This window comes from Streptomyces sp. BA2, from assembly GCF_009769735.1.
In the GTDB taxonomy this organism is placed as follows: Bacteria; Actinomycetota; Actinomycetes; order Streptomycetales; family Streptomycetaceae; genus Streptomyces.
In genome coordinates this window covers 5,763,331-5,777,121 of sequence record NZ_WSRO01000002.1, presented here as the reverse complement: position 1 = coordinate 5,777,121, position 13,791 = coordinate 5,763,331, and the positions used below count along the sequence as shown (strand labels likewise).

Sequence of the window (13,791 nt, the reverse complement as noted above, 5' to 3'; positions counted from 1 at the left end):
CATGGCAGGAACTTTCCTTACTTGTTGAGGGAGGGGCCGAGGATCCATGCGGCGATCTCTCGGATCGCGCCGTCACCACCGGGGAGAGCGGTGACCGCGCGTGCGGCGCCGCGTACGACGTCGTGGGCGCTCGCGACCGCCACCGGCCAGCCGACGAGGCCGAAGCACGGGAGGTCGTTGACGTCGTTTCCGACGTAGAGCACGCGCTCGGGAGCGATGCCCTGCTCCTCGCACCACTGCTTGAGTGCGAGGTCCTTGCGGTCGATGCCGTGCAGGACGGGAAGCTTCAGCTTCCGGGCCCGCGCGGCGACGACCGGGTTCTGTTCCGTGGACAGGATCAGCAGCGGGATGCCTGCGTCACGCAGGGCCGCGATGCCGAGGCCGTCCCCGCGGTGCACGGAGACGAACTCCCGTCCTTCGGAGTCGATCAGCACCCTGTCGTCCGTCTGGGTGCCGTCGAAGTCGAGTACGACCGCGTCGATGTCGTCGCGGGTCGGAAGGGCGTCGGCCCGGCCGGAGTCGAAGAGGGGCGCGAGCGCCCGGGCTCGGGCGAGGTCGTGCGGGTCGTCGATCTCCAGGACGCGCGCGGGGTCCGTGCGGACCAGCTCCGTGCGGCCGAAGAAGCGGTGCTTGTGCTCACGGAAGCCGGACACGTCCATCGCGTAGACCGCGCCGGTCTCCAGGAGGTCCTGGGGGCGGTCCTGGCGGCGCGGGCGGAAGGACTTGTCGTGGTTGACGCCGTAACCGCCGTCGGTGGCAGTGGAGTTGGCGACCTTCGTGGTGCCGCCCACCTCACCGGTGCGCCGCGCGTCGAGGGCCGCGGGCTCGTCGTCGGCGTCCCGCCACACGAAGCCGTGGAAGGGCGCGACGGTCAGCGCCGTGTCGGCGCCGCCGTCGATGATCGAGCCGACCACTCCGTCGACGTCCTCGCGGACGATGAAGGGGCTGGTGCACTGCACGAGCAGGACCACGTCCACCGCGACGGAGTGCAGCGCCTCGTACGCGTCCATCGCGTGCAGGACGGCCGCCTCGCTGGTCGCGGTGTCCCCCGCGATCGCCGCGGGCCGCAGGACCACCTCGGCGCCGGCCGAGCGCGCGGCCTCGGCGATCACGTGGTCGTCCGTCGAGACGACGACGTCCGTGACGAGCCGCGCGGCCAGGCACTCGCGGATGGCGCGCGCCACCAGGGGCACGCCGCCGACCGGGGCGAGGTTCTTGGCGGGCACGCCCTTGGAGCCGCCGCGGGCCGGGATGACGGCGAGGACACGGCGCGCTGGCGCGCTCCCTGGGGCGGGGTGGGACATGGGGGCTCCTTGAGAGGGGTGGGGGATCACGGCTCGCCCGCGGTTCACAGCTCGCCCGCGGTTCACAGCTCGCCCATCCGCCGGATGACGGGGGCCACGCGCTGCACCCCGTGCCGGTAGGCGCCGCGCGCCGCGCTGCGGACGGCCTGGCGCACGGGGCCGGGCTCACGGTCCGCCGCGGGGGCGCCGGGAAGCGGGGCACCGTCCGGGCCGAGGTGGTGGCGGGCCAGGATGCCGGGGAGGTAGCCGGGGGCGGTGGTGAGGCTGTAGTACGGGGCGATGGGCGGCAGTGCGGGCTGCGCCAGAAGCTCCGCGACGCGCTCACGTGCCGCGTCGAACGCCTTCGCGTACGTCCCGTCGGGCGCGACGCCCTGCCGTGCGACCCACTCCGGAGCGGCCTCGGGGCTGTACCCCGCGTCGATCTCGTCCCAGGACGCCAGGCATCCGGAGCCGATGAAGTGGTGGTTGCCGAGCGCCTCGCGCACCCCGAGGTCGGTGAGGACAGCGGTGGGAATGCGGCGGTGCAGGGATTCGAGCGCGGCGGTGGAGCTGACCGTGACGAGCAGGTCGGTGCGGTCGAGGACCTCACCCATGTTCCCGTACACGAGGCGGCAGTTGGGCGGCAGGTCCTCGCCCTTGGCGAGCTTCTGGTAGGGCAGTTCCTCGATGTGCGTGGTGTGTTCGCCGGGCTTGCTGCGCAGCTTGATCAGGACCTCGCGGTCCGGGTGGAGCCGAGCGTGCTCGACCATGCGGCGCAGCAGGTACGTCCGGTGCGCGCGGCTGTCGGGCACGGAGGGCTGCGCGGCGAAGACGACCGTGTACGGGTCGGCCGTTTCCGGGTCGTGCTTCTGGTCCTTTTCGAGATAGGCAGCGCCGCCGAGGAACGGCAGCGCGCTCTCCACGACACCCGACGCGTCGGCGCCCACTCCCTCGTACACGGCGCGGAAACGCTCCGCGTCCTGACGGGAGTTGGCGAGGACGACGTCCGCGCCGTGCCGAAGCAGCAGGCCGTCGGCGAGCTTCTCGTAGACGACGCCGACATAGCCGGTGACGACGACAGGGCGCCTGCTGCCGACGGACCCCTCCGCTATACGGGCGAGCCCGTGCAGCACCGCCTGGACCGCGCCGCCCACGAGGGCGAGCACGATCACGTCGGGCGCGTCGCGCTCCACCTCGCGCAGGAACTCGACGGCGGTGACCTCGCGGAGCGAGTCCGCGCGCACCCCGACCTCTTCGAGCTGCCGGACGGTGGGCGTGGCCCTGCCGCGGAGGAGGCGTCCGTCGAGGCGCGTGTCCGCTCCCTCACCCGTGAGGCGGCTCGCGGTGAGCGCACCCCATTTCCACCGGGTGTCGGAGTCGGCGAGCACGGTGATCCGTGTCGTCCCGCTGTTGCTTACTGGCACAGGAAGGACGCTAGGAAGGCATTGAGATTGGCGGCCCAACTCAGGTGCAACAAACGGTTAACAGCACGCCGACGAATGGCGAATCAGCCCGGGAAACCACCGGTAAGCAGGCGGGTTAACCATTCCGCCATGCGTCGTTCACCTGACATCTCACCTTCGGCCAAGACGAATGCCGGGCCGACACCTAACGTCACCCACGTGGTTAAGCTCTCCGTCATCGTGCCGTTCTACAACGTGCAGCAATACGCGCCCGACACCTTGAGGAGTCTGCGAGCGAACGCACGTGAAGACTTCGAATTCATTCTCGTCGACGACTGTTCGAAGGATGAGACTCCAGAGATCCTGGAGCGTGCCGCGCGCGAGCTGCCCGGCGCCGTCCATCTCAGACATGAGACGAACGGCGGTCTGGCGACCGCCCGCAACACGGGCCTTGACGCGGCGCGCGGCGAGTACCTCACCTTCCTGGACGGTGACGACTGGCTCGCCCCCGGTTACTACGCCCAACTCGTCGCGGCCATCGAGCAGTTGGGCTGCGACTTCGTGCGTACCGACCATGTGCAGTGCACCGCCCGGGCCCGCAGCATCCACCGTGTCCCGCACGGCAGGCGCGGTGTCGTCATGCCGCCGCGGGACGTCATCCTGCCCGCCGACCGCTCGACGTCCGTCGACTACGCGTACGCCTGGGCGGGCATCTACCACCGGCGCCTGGCCGACCGGGGCCTGCTTCACTTCACGGACGGCCTGCGCACCGCGGAGGACCGGCCCTGGATCTGGCGGCTGCACCGCGAGGCGGAATCCTTCGCCGCGGTGGGCCTTCTCGGCGTGTTCTACCGGCGCGGGGTCGCCTCGTCACTGACGCAGATCGGCGACGTACGACAGCTCGATTTCATCCGGGCATTCGACCAGGTGATCCGCGAAACAGCCGAGGACCGGGAAGCGGACAAACTCCTGCCGAAGGCAGTCCGTACTTACTGCGCGATCATTTCCCACCATCTGGGATCCATCGAAAGGTTCGAGCCACAAGTGGCGCGGAAATTGAAGTCACTGAGCGCGGCCGCCCTGAAGCGGATGCCGCAGGGCGTTCTCGACGACGCCCTCGACTCCATGGACATACAGCGGGCGACCCGCCTTCGCCGGCTGCGCCGGCGCCCGGTGTCGGCGGAGGTGGCCGCGTAATGGCGACGACGCAGATCTTCCTCGCGTCCACGCTGTACGGCACCGCGACGCTGGCCGCCGCGATCGACGCGGACCGCTTCGGTCCCGCCGACCGGCGGCTGCTGCTCGTCAGCAACAACGCGGCGACGCCGGAGACGACGGTCGCCGTGGACGAGATGCCGGGTTTCGCGCAGCTGCGTGACCGCTTCGACGACGTACGTTCGTGGAACGAGGCCATCTCCCCTTTTCATCCGGGCGGTTGGGCCCCCCGGTCGGACGACATCCCGATGTGGGAGCGGTACATCCGGCTCCTGTGGGACCTCGGTGACGACGACATCGAGCTGGCCGTCGAGTCGATCCAGGTCAACCCGGCCCTGGCCCTCACGCAGATCTTCACGGGCGCGCCCGTGGACGTCTACGCGGACGGCCTGATGAGCTACGGCCCGACCCGCAACAAGATCGACCCGCTGGTCGGCACGCGGGTGCGGCGCCTGCTTCACCTGGACCTGGTGCCCGGCCTGACCCCGCTGCTCCTGACCGAGTTCGGCGTGGAGCCGGAGATCGTGCCGACCGACGCGTTCGTGAAGGTGCTCGACCGCCTCGCGGAGGCCGATGCCGCGGACATCCCCGACATCGCCGAACCCGCCCTGCTCCTCGGCCAGTACCTCTCCGCCCTCTCCATCCTGACCGCCGAGGAAGAGGAGGAGCTGCATGTGCGCATGGTGCGCGGCGCCGCCGAACTCGGCCATACGCGCGTGGTGTTCAAGCCGCACCCGACGGCACCGGCCCGCTGGTCGCGCATGCTGGAGAAGGAGGCGGAGGCGATCGGCGTGGAGCTGACCGTCCTCGACTCGCCGGTCCTCGCCGAGGTCCTGTACCAGCGGATGCGGCCCGCGCTCGTCATCGGCTGCTTCTCGACCGCGCTGCTCACCGCCTCCGCGCTGTACGGCCTGCCGGTCGCCCGCACCGGCACGGAGACCCTCCTGGAGCGGCTCGCGCCCTACCAGAACAGCAACCGCGTCCCCGTCACCATCGTGGACGCCCTGATCCCCGACCTCGCCGACAAGGGCGCGGTCACCGGGCGCCAGCCGGGCATGCCGGTCGCCGACCTGGGTGAGCTGCTCGTCGCCGTCGGCTTCGCCATGCAGCCGCAGATCTACCCGCGCCGGCGCGAGGAGGCCGAGAGCTACCTCTCGACACACCTCACCCCGCACACCTGGCGCTACTTCAAGCGGCGCCGCCTCACGGCCCTCGCCCTGCCCGGAGCGCTGCCCACGCAGCTCTCGTTCATCCCGCGCAACGCGGCCGTACGCAGGGTCGCGCGCCGCGCCCGTTCGGTCCAGCGCTCCATCAAGCGGACCGCACTCGGATGACCTCTCCCGGAACCACGCTCCCGAAGAAGTCTTCGGGGGCGGACAGTCTCGCGCTCACGATCACGACCCCTACCGTCCGGCGTGCGCGGCCCCGTCTCAGAGCCCTGGACGGGCTGCGGCTCATCGCGGCCCTGATGGTCGCGGCCTACCACTACGGAGGCCGCGACGGCGAGATCTCCGAGGCCTGGGGCAGCTCGCCGCAGCTCCAGTTCCCCACGGCGCACAACTGGTTCGCGTACGGCTGCCTCGGCGTGCAGATCTTCTTCGTGATCAGCGGCTTCGTGATCTGCATGAGCGGCTGGGGCAGGCCGCTGCGGGCGTTCTTCGCCTCGCGCGCGTCACGGCTGCTCCCCTCCTACTGGGCGGCGATCATCCTGGTGACGGCGGTCTTCGCGCTGCCCGTCGTGGCGTACAAGGCGGTCTCGCCGAGCGACGCCCTGGTGAACCTGACGATGCTCCAGCAACCGCTCGGCGTGGACCGGGTGTTGGGGGTCTGCTGGACTCTCTGGGCCGAGCTGCGCTTCTACGCGCTGTTCGCGCTCTGCGTCGTCATGCCGGGCGCGAACCGGGCCCGCGTGATCCTCTTCTGCGCGGTGTGGACCCTCGCCGCGGTCGTCGCGGAGGGTGCGAACGAGCCGCTGCTCGACCTCGTCCTCATGCCCGAGTACGCGCCCTTCTTCATCGGCGGCATCGGCATCTACCTCGTCCACCGCGACCGCAAGGACCTCACGGCCTGGGGCATCGTGGGCGTGAGCTGGCTGATCGGCCAGCACTACGCGGTCTCCCGCCTCTGGCACGCGCCGAACCCCGAATTCTTCTCCTATCGCACGTCCTTCGGCATCATCGCGGTCGTGACGGCGGGCTTCGCCGCGGTGCTCCTGATCGCGCTCGGCGCGCTGCACCGGGTCGACTGGAAGTGGCTGACGGTGGCGGGCGCCCTGACGTACCCGTTCTACCTGGTGCACGAGCACCTGGGGTGGGTGACCGTGGGCGCGCTGCACCGGGGGCTCGGGCTTCCCGCGTACGCGACCCTCGGCCTGACGATCGCGGCGATGCTGCTGCTCGCGTGGCTCCTGAACCGTTTCGTGGAGGAGCGGCTGACGCCGCTGATCCGGAACGGGCTCATGATTCGGAAGTAACGCTCCCGATATCGGTGTCGGTGTCGGCGGCGGTGTCGGCGGCGTCGTCCGCCGCCACCCCGCGGGCCACGTCCATGGCCTCGCCCATGACGACCTCGGCCTCCCCCATGGCGTCCACCAGCTCCTGGACCAGCCGTTCCAACGTCTCGCCTTCGTTCATGGGGGCAAGACTACGTTTCTGCTTCAGGCCCACCCACCAAGGCAGTTGACCTCAATCAAGCTTGAGGTTCTACGTTCTGGGCATGGACACTTTCACGTACTCCCACAGCGACGAAGGCCTCATCGACCAGCCCATCGGCTACTGGGCATCGGCCGCGGGCGAAGCCGTCGTCCACCACATCCGCACCATGCTCGCCGAGTTCGGACTCACCCAGCCCGAGTGGTGGATCCTGAACCAGATCATGGCCGAGGACGGCCGCGACAAGGCGGCCGTGGTGGCCACCCTGCGCGGCTATCTGAACGTGGGCGACGGGGCCCTGCACCACGACATCGAAGCTCTGCACGACCGCGCCCTGCTCACCGAGGACGCCGGGGGCCGCCTCCGCCTCACCGACGAGGGACGCAAGCTCCGGGACGACGCCGCCGCACGTCAGCAGAAGACCCGCGCGGAGATCCACGAAGGCATCCCGGACGAGGAGTACGTCCGCACCCTCAAGGTGCTCCAGCGCATGATCCACAACGTGGGAGGCACGGCCTGGCACCACTGAGCCCCTCTGCCGTCACTCACCGTCCCTCACCCACTGGCGAGCGACAGCTTCGCCGCGAACCCGAGGAACAGCGCCCCCGCCGCCGAAGTGGCTCCCGCCGAGAGCCGCTTGCGGCGGCGGAACGCGGCCGACAGCTTCGTGCCGCTGAATATCAGGGCGGTGAGGTAAAGGACGCTCGCCACCTGGGCGAAGGTCCCGAGCACGAGGAAGGAGAGCGCGGGATAGGCGTACCCCGGATCGACGAACTGCACGAAGAAGGCGATGAAGAAGAGAATGGCCTTCGGATTGAGCAGGCTGATCACCAGGGCCCTGCGGAACGGCCGCTCCCCGGCACCTTCCTGCGCCTGCGCACCGGTCTCGGCCACCGGCTGCCGCCGCTCCCGCCACATCCCCCAGGCCGCCCGCAGCATCCCGACCGCGAGCCAGGTCAGATATCCGGCACCGGCGTACTTCACGATCCCGAACAGCAGCGCGTTGGCCTGCAGCAGGGTGGCCACACCGGCAGCGGACAGCGTCATCAGGACGGCGTCCCCGCACCAGACGCCCGCGGCGGCGGTATAGCCGGTGCGTACGCCGCGGCGCGCGGCGACGGAGAGCACGTACAGCGAGTTCGGGCCCGGCAGCAGAATGATCAGGGCGAGGCCCGCGAGATACGTCGGAAGATCGGTAACACCCAGCATGGGGCGGAGTGTCGCACGCGCGTACTACAGGAGGGACGGGGAGTCCGCCCAGCGGACACTCGCCCGCGTCCGGTCCCGTCAGAAGACATCCGAGGGCTCGTACGCCCCCCACACCTCCCGCAGCGCGTCGCACACCTCGCCCACCGTCGCCCGCGCCCGCAGCGCGTCCTTCATCGGGTAGAGGACGTTGGCCTCCCCCTTCGCCGCCTCCTGGAGCGACGAGAGCGCCGCGTCCACCGCCCGCTGGTCGCGCTCCGCCCGCAGCTTCGCGAGGCGGGCCGCCTGCTGGGCCTCGATGGCGGGGTCGACGCGCAGGGGTTCGTAGGGCTCCTCGGCGTCCAGCTGGAAGCGGTTGACGCCGACCACGACACGTTCGCCGGAGTCGGTCTCCTGGGCGATGCGGTAGGCGGCGCGCTCGATCTCGTTCTTCTGGAAGCCGTTCTCGATGGCGGCCACCGCGCCGCCCAAGTCCTCGACGCGCTCCATGAGCCCGAGCGTCGCGGCCTCGATGTCGTCGGTCATCTTCTCGACCACGTACGAACCGGCGAACGGGTCGACCGTGGCGGTCACGTCCGTCTCGTACGCCAGGACCTGCTGTGTGCGCAGGGCCAGGCGCGCGCTCTTGTCGGTCGGCAGCGCGATCGCCTCGTCGAAGGAGTTCGTGTGCAGGGACTGGGTGCCGCCGAGCACCGCGCCCAGGCCCTGGACCGCGACCCGGACGAGGTTCACCTCGGGCTGCTGGGCGGTGAGCTGGACCCCGGCCGTCTGCGTGTGGAAGCGCAGCATCAGGGATTTCGGGTTCTTCGCGCCGAACTCGTCGCGCATCACGCGGGCCCAGATCCTGCGCGCCGCACGGAACTTGGCGACCTCCTCCAAGAGCGTCGTACGCGCCACGAAGAAGAAGGAGAGGCGGGGCGCGAAGTCGTCCACGTCCATGCCGGCGGCGACCGCCGTGCGGACGTACTCGATGCCGTCGGCGAGGGTGAAGGCGATCTCCTGCGCGGGCGTCGCGCCCGCCTCGGCCATGTGATAGCCGGAGATGGAGATGGTGTTCCACTTCGGGATCTCGGCCCGGCAGTACTTGAAGATGTCCGCGATCAGGCGCAGCGACGGCTTGGGCGGGAAGATGTACGTGCCGCGCGCGATGTACTCCTTCAGGACGTCGTTCTGGATCGTGCCCGTCAGCTCGCCCGGGTCAACTCCCTGTTCCTCGGCGACCAGTTGGTACATCAGGAGCAGCAGGGCGGCGGGGGCGTTGATCGTCATCGACGTCGACACCTTGTCCAGCGGGATGCCGCCGAACAGGATCCGCATGTCGTCGACCGAGTCGATCGCGACGCCCACCTTGCCGACCTCGCCGGACGCGATCGGGGCGTCCGAGTCGTGGCCCATCTGCGTGGGCAGGTCGAAAGCGACCGAGAGGCCCGCCGTGCCGTTCGCGATCAGCTGCTTGTAGCGGGCGTTGGACTCGACGGCCGTGCCGAAGCCCGCGTACTGGCGCATCGTCCAGGGGCGGCCGGTGTACATGGAGGGATACACGCCACGCGTGAAGGGATAGTCACCCGGCGCGCCCAGTTTCGTAGCGGGATCCCATCCTTCGAGGGCCTCCGGGCCGTACACGGGCTCGAACGGCAGTCCGGACTCCGACTCACGCGCCATCGTTCTGTGCCTCCTGCCAGAGATCCTTCGTGCCTTTGGAGATCCTTCGTTACTTCTCCGGTATAGCGGTGCTCCTCCAGCATGCGGCAACGTTCAGGGGTGGTCACTCGCGGGGAACACTCTCGGCGAGTCTGTCGAGCGGTCGAGCGATGACGGGGGTCGTTGTGCGCAGAGGTGCGATAGCCGTGGGGGCCGTGGTCACGGTCGCCCTGGTGGGCGGATGCAAGGCGCAGGCCGTCGACTCGGACGGGAAGGCGCAGCCGGTCCGGATATCCCCCACGAAGACGAAGCCGGCCGGGCCCGATGAGCCGTCCGGGACGCCCGCGCGGAAGCCGGAACCGAAGCCGGCCCCCAAGACCCTGCTCGCCCCGGGACAGCGCGGCGACCAGGTGCGTGAGCTGCAAGCCCGGCTCCGGCAGATCGCCTGGTTCTTCGACAACCCCTCGGGCACGTACGGCTCCTCCACGACGGCCGCGGTCAAGGGATTCCAGGGCAAGCGCGGGCTGCCCCGCACGGGCACGACGGACACGGTCACCTGGCAGAAGCTGGTCGACATGACCCGCAAGCCCACGAAGTACGAGCTCTACTCCGGGGGCGGCATCCCGGCGTCGAAGCCCGACAAGCGCTGCCTGACCGGCCGCGTCCTGTGCATCAGCAAGGCCAGCCGCACGCTGACCTGGATGATCGACGGCAAGGTCGTCTCGACGATGGACGTGCGCTTCGGCTCGCAGTACACGCCGACGCGCGACGGCGCGTTCACCGTCTACTGGAAGTCCCGCCACCACGTCTCGACGCTCTACGACACCGCCATGCCGTACGCGATGTTCTTCAGCGGCGGTCAGGCCGTGCACTACTCGTCGGACTTCGCGGCGACCGGCTACAACGGCGCTTCGCACGGCTGTGTGAACGTACGGGACGAGAAGAAGATCGCGAGCCTGTTCGCGCAGGTCGAGAACGGCGACAAGGTCGTCGTCTACAAGTGAGGCGCGGGGCTTGAGCGGGGGGGGCCGGATTAATCAGCGTGGGCGGGATCGGGGGAACGTCTCCCGCCCACGCTGGTGGCACTGAGCCAAAGGTACGGGGGGAACCCCTGGCTCGTGCGCGGGCCGATGACCAGTCGGCTCACTTCTTACTGCGTCACTGCTTCAAAAAACGTCACACCCGCTGCGAGCGGGGCTTTTGAGCAGGTCAGGAGCCCGACGGCACGGGCTGCGCGCTGTACGAGGCGGTGGGAGCGGGGGCAGGCCGCGAGGCCGTGGGCGTCACGACAGGAGGGACCGGGCCGCTGCCGCCGTTGCCCCAGTGGTCGTTGCCGCCGCCGGATGATCCGTCGCCGTCGCTGTCGCCGTTGCCTTTGTCGCTGTCGCCGCCCTTGTCGCCGTCGCCGTCACTGCCACCGCTGCCACTGCCGCCGTTGTTGTGCTCGCGGTCGCTGCCCGATCCGTCCAGGACGCGACCGCAGAACTCGGTCACCCGCCGGGATCCCTTGGCTGCCTCCTCCAGGCGGCGCCTCTTCTCGCCCTGGAGTTCTCCGCTGCGGTAGTCGCGGCAGGCGGAGACGACCCTGCGGTGCCAGTCCTTCGCCTCGTCGTCGCGCTGCGGGTCGCCGGAGCCGGGCTGCGTGTTGCCCGGGGTGCCCTTGGACACGCCGTCGGGGGCCGCGGACTCCTGCGGCGGCGCGCTGCTGCCGGGCTCGCGGGAGGGGTCTTCCGGGGTGGTGGTCACATCGTCGGGCTTCACGTCCGGGGTGCCGCTCTCACCCTCCGACGGGGACGCGAGCGGCTCGGGCGACGCTACGGACGACGCGGAAGCCGCGGGGCCCGGCTGGTCCCGGTCACCGAAGGGCGAGGGCAGCACGCCCGTACCGGCCGCGACGGCGACCCCGCCGACCATGCAGCCCGCGAGCACCGCGGCGAGTCCGTAGCGCAGGGGGCGGGCCCAGCGCGCGGGGCGCGGAGGCCCGGCCGAGCGCCCGATACGTACGGTTTCGCCCGCTCCCACGCGCGTAGAAGCCGCCCGGGCCTTGGTGCCACGGGCCTCCCGGAACGCCGCGAGCGCGGCGGCCTCACCAGGGAGTTCGGAGGAAACGTCGGCGGGTACGACGGAGCCGGCACGTTCATCGGCCGCCAGCGCGGCCAGGGCCTTGGCCAACTGCGCGGCCTGTTCCCGTGCGTGATCGTCGGCGCCGTCGATGGACTCACCGCTCAGCAAACGCTCCGCCGCGTCGCGGTCCAGCCACCTGTAATCCTCGTCGGCCATCACATGTCCTTCTGCGCCCGCGAACGAGAATGCGTCACACCGGCGGACGTCACCGCACGCCCGCGCCGCTCCCTCTGGGGCGGTACGGCGTCCAGCGCGCCCTCACTCGGCGGGCCGTCGGCGCCGAGGAGTTCCGCGAGCCGCTTCAGGCCGCGATGTGCGGCGGTGCGGACCGCGCCGGGGCGCTTGCCGAGGGTCTGGGCCGCGCTCTTGGCGTCGAGGCCGACGACGACCCGGAGCACGACCGCTTCCGCCTGGTCCTGCGGGAGCTGGGCTATCAGGGCGAGGGCGTCGCCGGTGGCGAGCGACTCCATCGCCTCGTCCGCGGTGTCCGCGTCGCCCGGCTTTCCGGTGAGCTCGGTCTCGTCGCCGCCTATCGCCGGGCGGCGGCCTCGCATGCGTATGTGGTCGAGCGCGCGGTTGCGCGCTATGCGCGCGGCCCAGCCGCGGAACCGGTCCGCGTCGCCGCTGAACCGGTCGAGGTCACGGGCTATCTGCAGCCAGGCCTCGGACGCGACGTCCTCCGCGTCCGGGTCTCCGACCAGTGTCCGTACGTAGCCGAGCAGCCGCGGGTGCACGGAGCGGTACACAGTCCGGAACGCGGTCTCGTCCCCGTCCTGCGCCGCAAGCACCGCGGCGGTCAGTTCCGCGTCGTCCCCCAGCACAACTTCTCCCTATGCGCCTACACCGGTTGCGGTCCTGACCCCGCCGCCTGGCGCGAAGCAGCACGCTACGGGCTGAAGTGGGCTCACGTCCATGTTTGGTACAACGTGCAACTAGCGCGTGACAGTACGCGGTGTGACAGAAAACGCACGCGCGGCGCTGAAGGGAGTACGGGCCGCGTGCGGTCCGTCCGCGTGACGGCCGGGGTCTCTCCTGTGGGGGGTGGCGACCCCGGCCGCTCACCTTGGCGGGGCCTGACGGGAAGTCGCCCCCGCGGCTTGGCCCCCTCCGGAGCTTCGATCCTTGCCCCCTGGCCTTTCACGCCGCCCGCCATTCGTCCGCGGGTCTTTCGTGGCTGGTCGCGCAGTTCCCCGCGCCCCTGACGGGGCACGACCCCGGCGAGGATCGCCCCGAAGGGGCGCGGGGAACTGCGCGACCAGCCACGACGCACGTGCAGACAAAAAACAACGGGACGCCCCCGTCAGGGGCGCGGGGAACTGCGCGACCAGCCCCCACGCACGTGCAGACGAGAGACGACGGGGCGCGCCCGGTAGGGGCGCGGGGAACTGCGCGGCCAACCCCCACCCACCTGCAGCCGAGGTGCGACGCGAGCCCCCCCTCCCCCCCCAGCCCCCTCAGCCGCGCCAATCATCGTCGGGGCGGGTCGGCGGGGGAGACTCGGCGGCCTCGCGGGCCGAGCGGAACGCTGCGACAGCCCGGCGCTGAGCCTCCGCGTCAACCCGCTCGGCACGAATCGCCTCCGCCAGGACCCTGGCGAGGACCCCGGCAGTCGCAGCCACCCCCGGCCCCCTCACCCCGCACCCCCCAACTGCCGGGCAAGCCGCCGAAGCCCCCGGTACGCGGCAGTCCGTACCGCCCCGGGCCGCTTGCCAAGCACCCGCGCGGCCGCCGCCGCGTCCAGGCCCACGACCACCCGCAGCAACACCGCCTCCGCCTGATCGCGAGGCAGCCCGGCGATCAGCGCGATGGCCTCCCCCGTGGAGATCGACTCCAGCGCCTGGTCCGACGTGCTGTGCGGCCCGGGAAGATCGAGCATGTCCTGTTCGAGGGCGGACGGCCGCGGCCTGACCTTCTGGCGCCGCAGATGGTCCAGGGCCCGGTGGCGCGCGATGGTCGCCGTCCAGCCGCGGAAGCCCGCGCCGTCCCCACGGAACCGCCCCAGATCGCGGGCGATCTCCAGCCAGGCCTCGGCCGCGATGTCCTCCGCGGTCTCACCGTCGTAGCCGACCAGGCCCCGCAGATAGCCCACGAGACCCGGCTGCACCAGTCGGTACGCGACCGCGAAGGCCGCCTCGTCGCCCTCCTGTGCCCGCGCGACCGCGGCGCCCAGCTCCTCGTCCCGCACCTGTGCGCGACGGGGCTCCCCTCCTCGACCCACGCTTTCCCATCCGTACCGACGCGACACAGCTCACCGTGTCCGTGCCCCCA

13 protein-coding genes are annotated in these 13,791 nt (G+C 70.8%); 5 read left to right on the top strand and 8 right to left on the bottom strand.

All coding sequences use genetic code 11. The features are described from left to right. Window positions 1–17: 17 nt before the first annotated feature. Both E5671_RS28890 and E5671_RS28885 read right to left on the bottom strand, forming a co-directional pair. Window positions 18–1,304 carry an acylneuraminate cytidylyltransferase gene (locus tag E5671_RS28890; RefSeq protein ID WP_160506818.1) on the bottom strand — a complete coding sequence of 429 codons (1,287 nt, stop codon included), beginning with the start codon at window positions 1,302–1,304 and terminating at the stop codon, window positions 18–20. A gap of 62 nt (window positions 1,305–1,366) precedes the next feature. Further along, window positions 1,367–2,707 carry a DUF6716 putative glycosyltransferase gene (locus E5671_RS28885; RefSeq protein ID WP_160506817.1) on the bottom strand — a complete coding sequence of 447 codons (1,341 nt, stop codon included), beginning with the start codon at window positions 2,705–2,707 and terminating at the stop codon, window positions 1,367–1,369. A gap of 198 nt (window positions 2,708–2,905) precedes the next feature. Between E5671_RS28885 and E5671_RS28880 the strand changes: the two genes are divergently transcribed. The 3 genes from E5671_RS28880 to E5671_RS28870 are packed head-to-tail and all read left to right on the top strand — an operon-like array spanning window position 2,906 to window position 6,374. Next, window positions 2,906–3,883 carry a glycosyltransferase gene (locus E5671_RS28880; RefSeq protein ID WP_160506816.1) on the top strand — a complete coding sequence of 326 codons (978 nt, stop codon included), beginning with the start codon at window positions 2,906–2,908 and terminating at the stop codon, window positions 3,881–3,883. Further along, complete coding sequence (locus E5671_RS28875; RefSeq protein WP_160506815.1) at window positions 3,883–5,235, top strand: alpha-2,8-polysialyltransferase family protein; 1,353 nt, start codon at window positions 3,883–3,885, stop codon at window positions 5,233–5,235. The genes E5671_RS28880 and E5671_RS28875 overlap by 1 nt, the downstream gene beginning before the upstream one ends. Beyond that, window positions 5,232–6,374: an acyltransferase family protein gene (locus E5671_RS28870; RefSeq protein WP_160506814.1), complete on the top strand. Its 1,143-nt coding sequence runs from the start codon at window positions 5,232–5,234 to the stop codon at window positions 6,372–6,374. The genes E5671_RS28875 and E5671_RS28870 overlap by 4 nt, the downstream gene beginning before the upstream one ends. Here the strand turns inward: E5671_RS28870 and E5671_RS28865 are convergent. Beyond that, window positions 6,358–6,534 carry a hypothetical protein gene (locus tag E5671_RS28865; RefSeq protein WP_160506813.1) on the bottom strand — a complete coding sequence of 59 codons (177 nt, stop codon included), beginning with the start codon at window positions 6,532–6,534 and terminating at the stop codon, window positions 6,358–6,360. The two genes, E5671_RS28870 and E5671_RS28865, sit on opposite strands and share 17 nt — an antisense overlap. An 82-nt stretch (window positions 6,535–6,616) precedes the next feature. Here E5671_RS28865 and E5671_RS28860 point away from each other — a divergent pair, with 82 nt between their 5' ends. After that, a complete protein-coding gene (locus E5671_RS28860) occupies window positions 6,617–7,081 on the top strand; it encodes a MarR family winged helix-turn-helix transcriptional regulator (RefSeq protein WP_160506812.1) in 465 nt (154 codons plus the stop codon). A 26-nt stretch (window positions 7,082–7,107) separates the two neighbouring features. On the opposite strand, the gene leuE is transcribed toward E5671_RS28860, so the two are convergent. Both leuE and E5671_RS28850 read right to left on the bottom strand, forming a co-directional pair. After that, window positions 7,108–7,761: a leucine efflux protein LeuE gene (gene leuE / locus E5671_RS28855; RefSeq protein ID WP_160506811.1), complete on the bottom strand. Its 654-nt coding sequence runs from the start codon at window positions 7,759–7,761 to the stop codon at window positions 7,108–7,110. Between the two features lie 78 nt (window positions 7,762–7,839). Beyond that, window positions 7,840–9,420 (bottom strand): acyl-CoA mutase large subunit family protein, encoded by a 1,581-nt coding sequence (locus tag E5671_RS28850; RefSeq protein WP_160506810.1) that lies wholly within the window; start codon window positions 9,418–9,420, stop codon window positions 7,840–7,842. 149 nt (window positions 9,421–9,569) lie between these two features. On the opposite strand from E5671_RS28850, the gene E5671_RS28845 reads away from it, so the two are divergent. Further along, complete coding sequence (locus tag E5671_RS28845; RefSeq protein ID WP_160506809.1) at window positions 9,570–10,403, top strand: L,D-transpeptidase family protein; 834 nt, start codon at window positions 9,570–9,572, stop codon at window positions 10,401–10,403. 205 nt (window positions 10,404–10,608) lie between these two features. Here E5671_RS28845 and E5671_RS28840 read toward each other — a convergent pair whose 3' ends face one another. From E5671_RS28840 to E5671_RS28830, 3 genes are all read right to left on the bottom strand, one after another. Next, a complete protein-coding gene (locus tag E5671_RS28840; protein WP_160506808.1) occupies window positions 10,609–11,679 on the bottom strand; it encodes a hypothetical protein in 1,071 nt (356 codons plus the stop codon). Then, the gene (locus E5671_RS28835; RefSeq protein WP_160506807.1) at window positions 11,679–12,344 is read right to left on the bottom strand and encodes a sigma-70 family RNA polymerase sigma factor; all 666 of its coding nucleotides are present in this window, start codon (window positions 12,342–12,344) and stop codon (window positions 11,679–11,681) included. Before E5671_RS28835 ends, E5671_RS28840 begins: the two co-directional genes overlap by 1 nt. An 809-nt stretch (window positions 12,345–13,153) precedes the next feature. Continuing rightward, the gene (locus tag E5671_RS28830) at window positions 13,154–13,741 is read right to left on the bottom strand and encodes a sigma-70 family RNA polymerase sigma factor (RefSeq protein WP_160506806.1); all 588 of its coding nucleotides are present in this window, start codon (window positions 13,739–13,741) and stop codon (window positions 13,154–13,156) included. Window positions 13,742–13,791 lie beyond the last annotated feature (50 nt).

Excerpts from the sequence above, each read along its gene's own strand:
- E5671_RS28890 (WP_160506818.1), bottom strand. The coding sequence starts at position 1,304 with ATGTCCCACCCCGCCCCAGGGAGCGCGCCAGCGCGCCGTGTCCTCGCC.
- E5671_RS28875 (WP_160506815.1), top strand. The coding sequence starts at position 3,883 with ATGGCGACGACGCAGATCTTCCTCGCGTCCACGCTGTACGGCACCGCG.
- E5671_RS28870 (WP_160506814.1), top strand. The coding sequence starts at position 5,232 with ATGACCTCTCCCGGAACCACGCTCCCGAAGAAGTCTTCGGGGGCGGAC.
- E5671_RS28865 (WP_160506813.1), bottom strand. The coding sequence starts at position 6,534 with ATGAACGAAGGCGAGACGTTGGAACGGCTGGTCCAGGAGCTGGTGGAC.
- E5671_RS28860 (WP_160506812.1), top strand. The coding sequence starts at position 6,617 with ATGGACACTTTCACGTACTCCCACAGCGACGAAGGCCTCATCGACCAG.
- leuE (WP_160506811.1), bottom strand. The coding sequence starts at position 7,761 with ATGCTGGGTGTTACCGATCTTCCGACGTATCTCGCGGGCCTCGCCCTG.
- E5671_RS28850 (WP_160506810.1), bottom strand. The coding sequence starts at position 9,420 with ATGGCGCGTGAGTCGGAGTCCGGACTGCCGTTCGAGCCCGTGTACGGC.
- E5671_RS28845 (WP_160506809.1), top strand. The coding sequence starts at position 9,570 with ATGACGGGGGTCGTTGTGCGCAGAGGTGCGATAGCCGTGGGGGCCGTG.
- E5671_RS28840 (WP_160506808.1), bottom strand. The coding sequence starts at position 11,679 with ATGGCCGACGAGGATTACAGGTGGCTGGACCGCGACGCGGCGGAGCGT.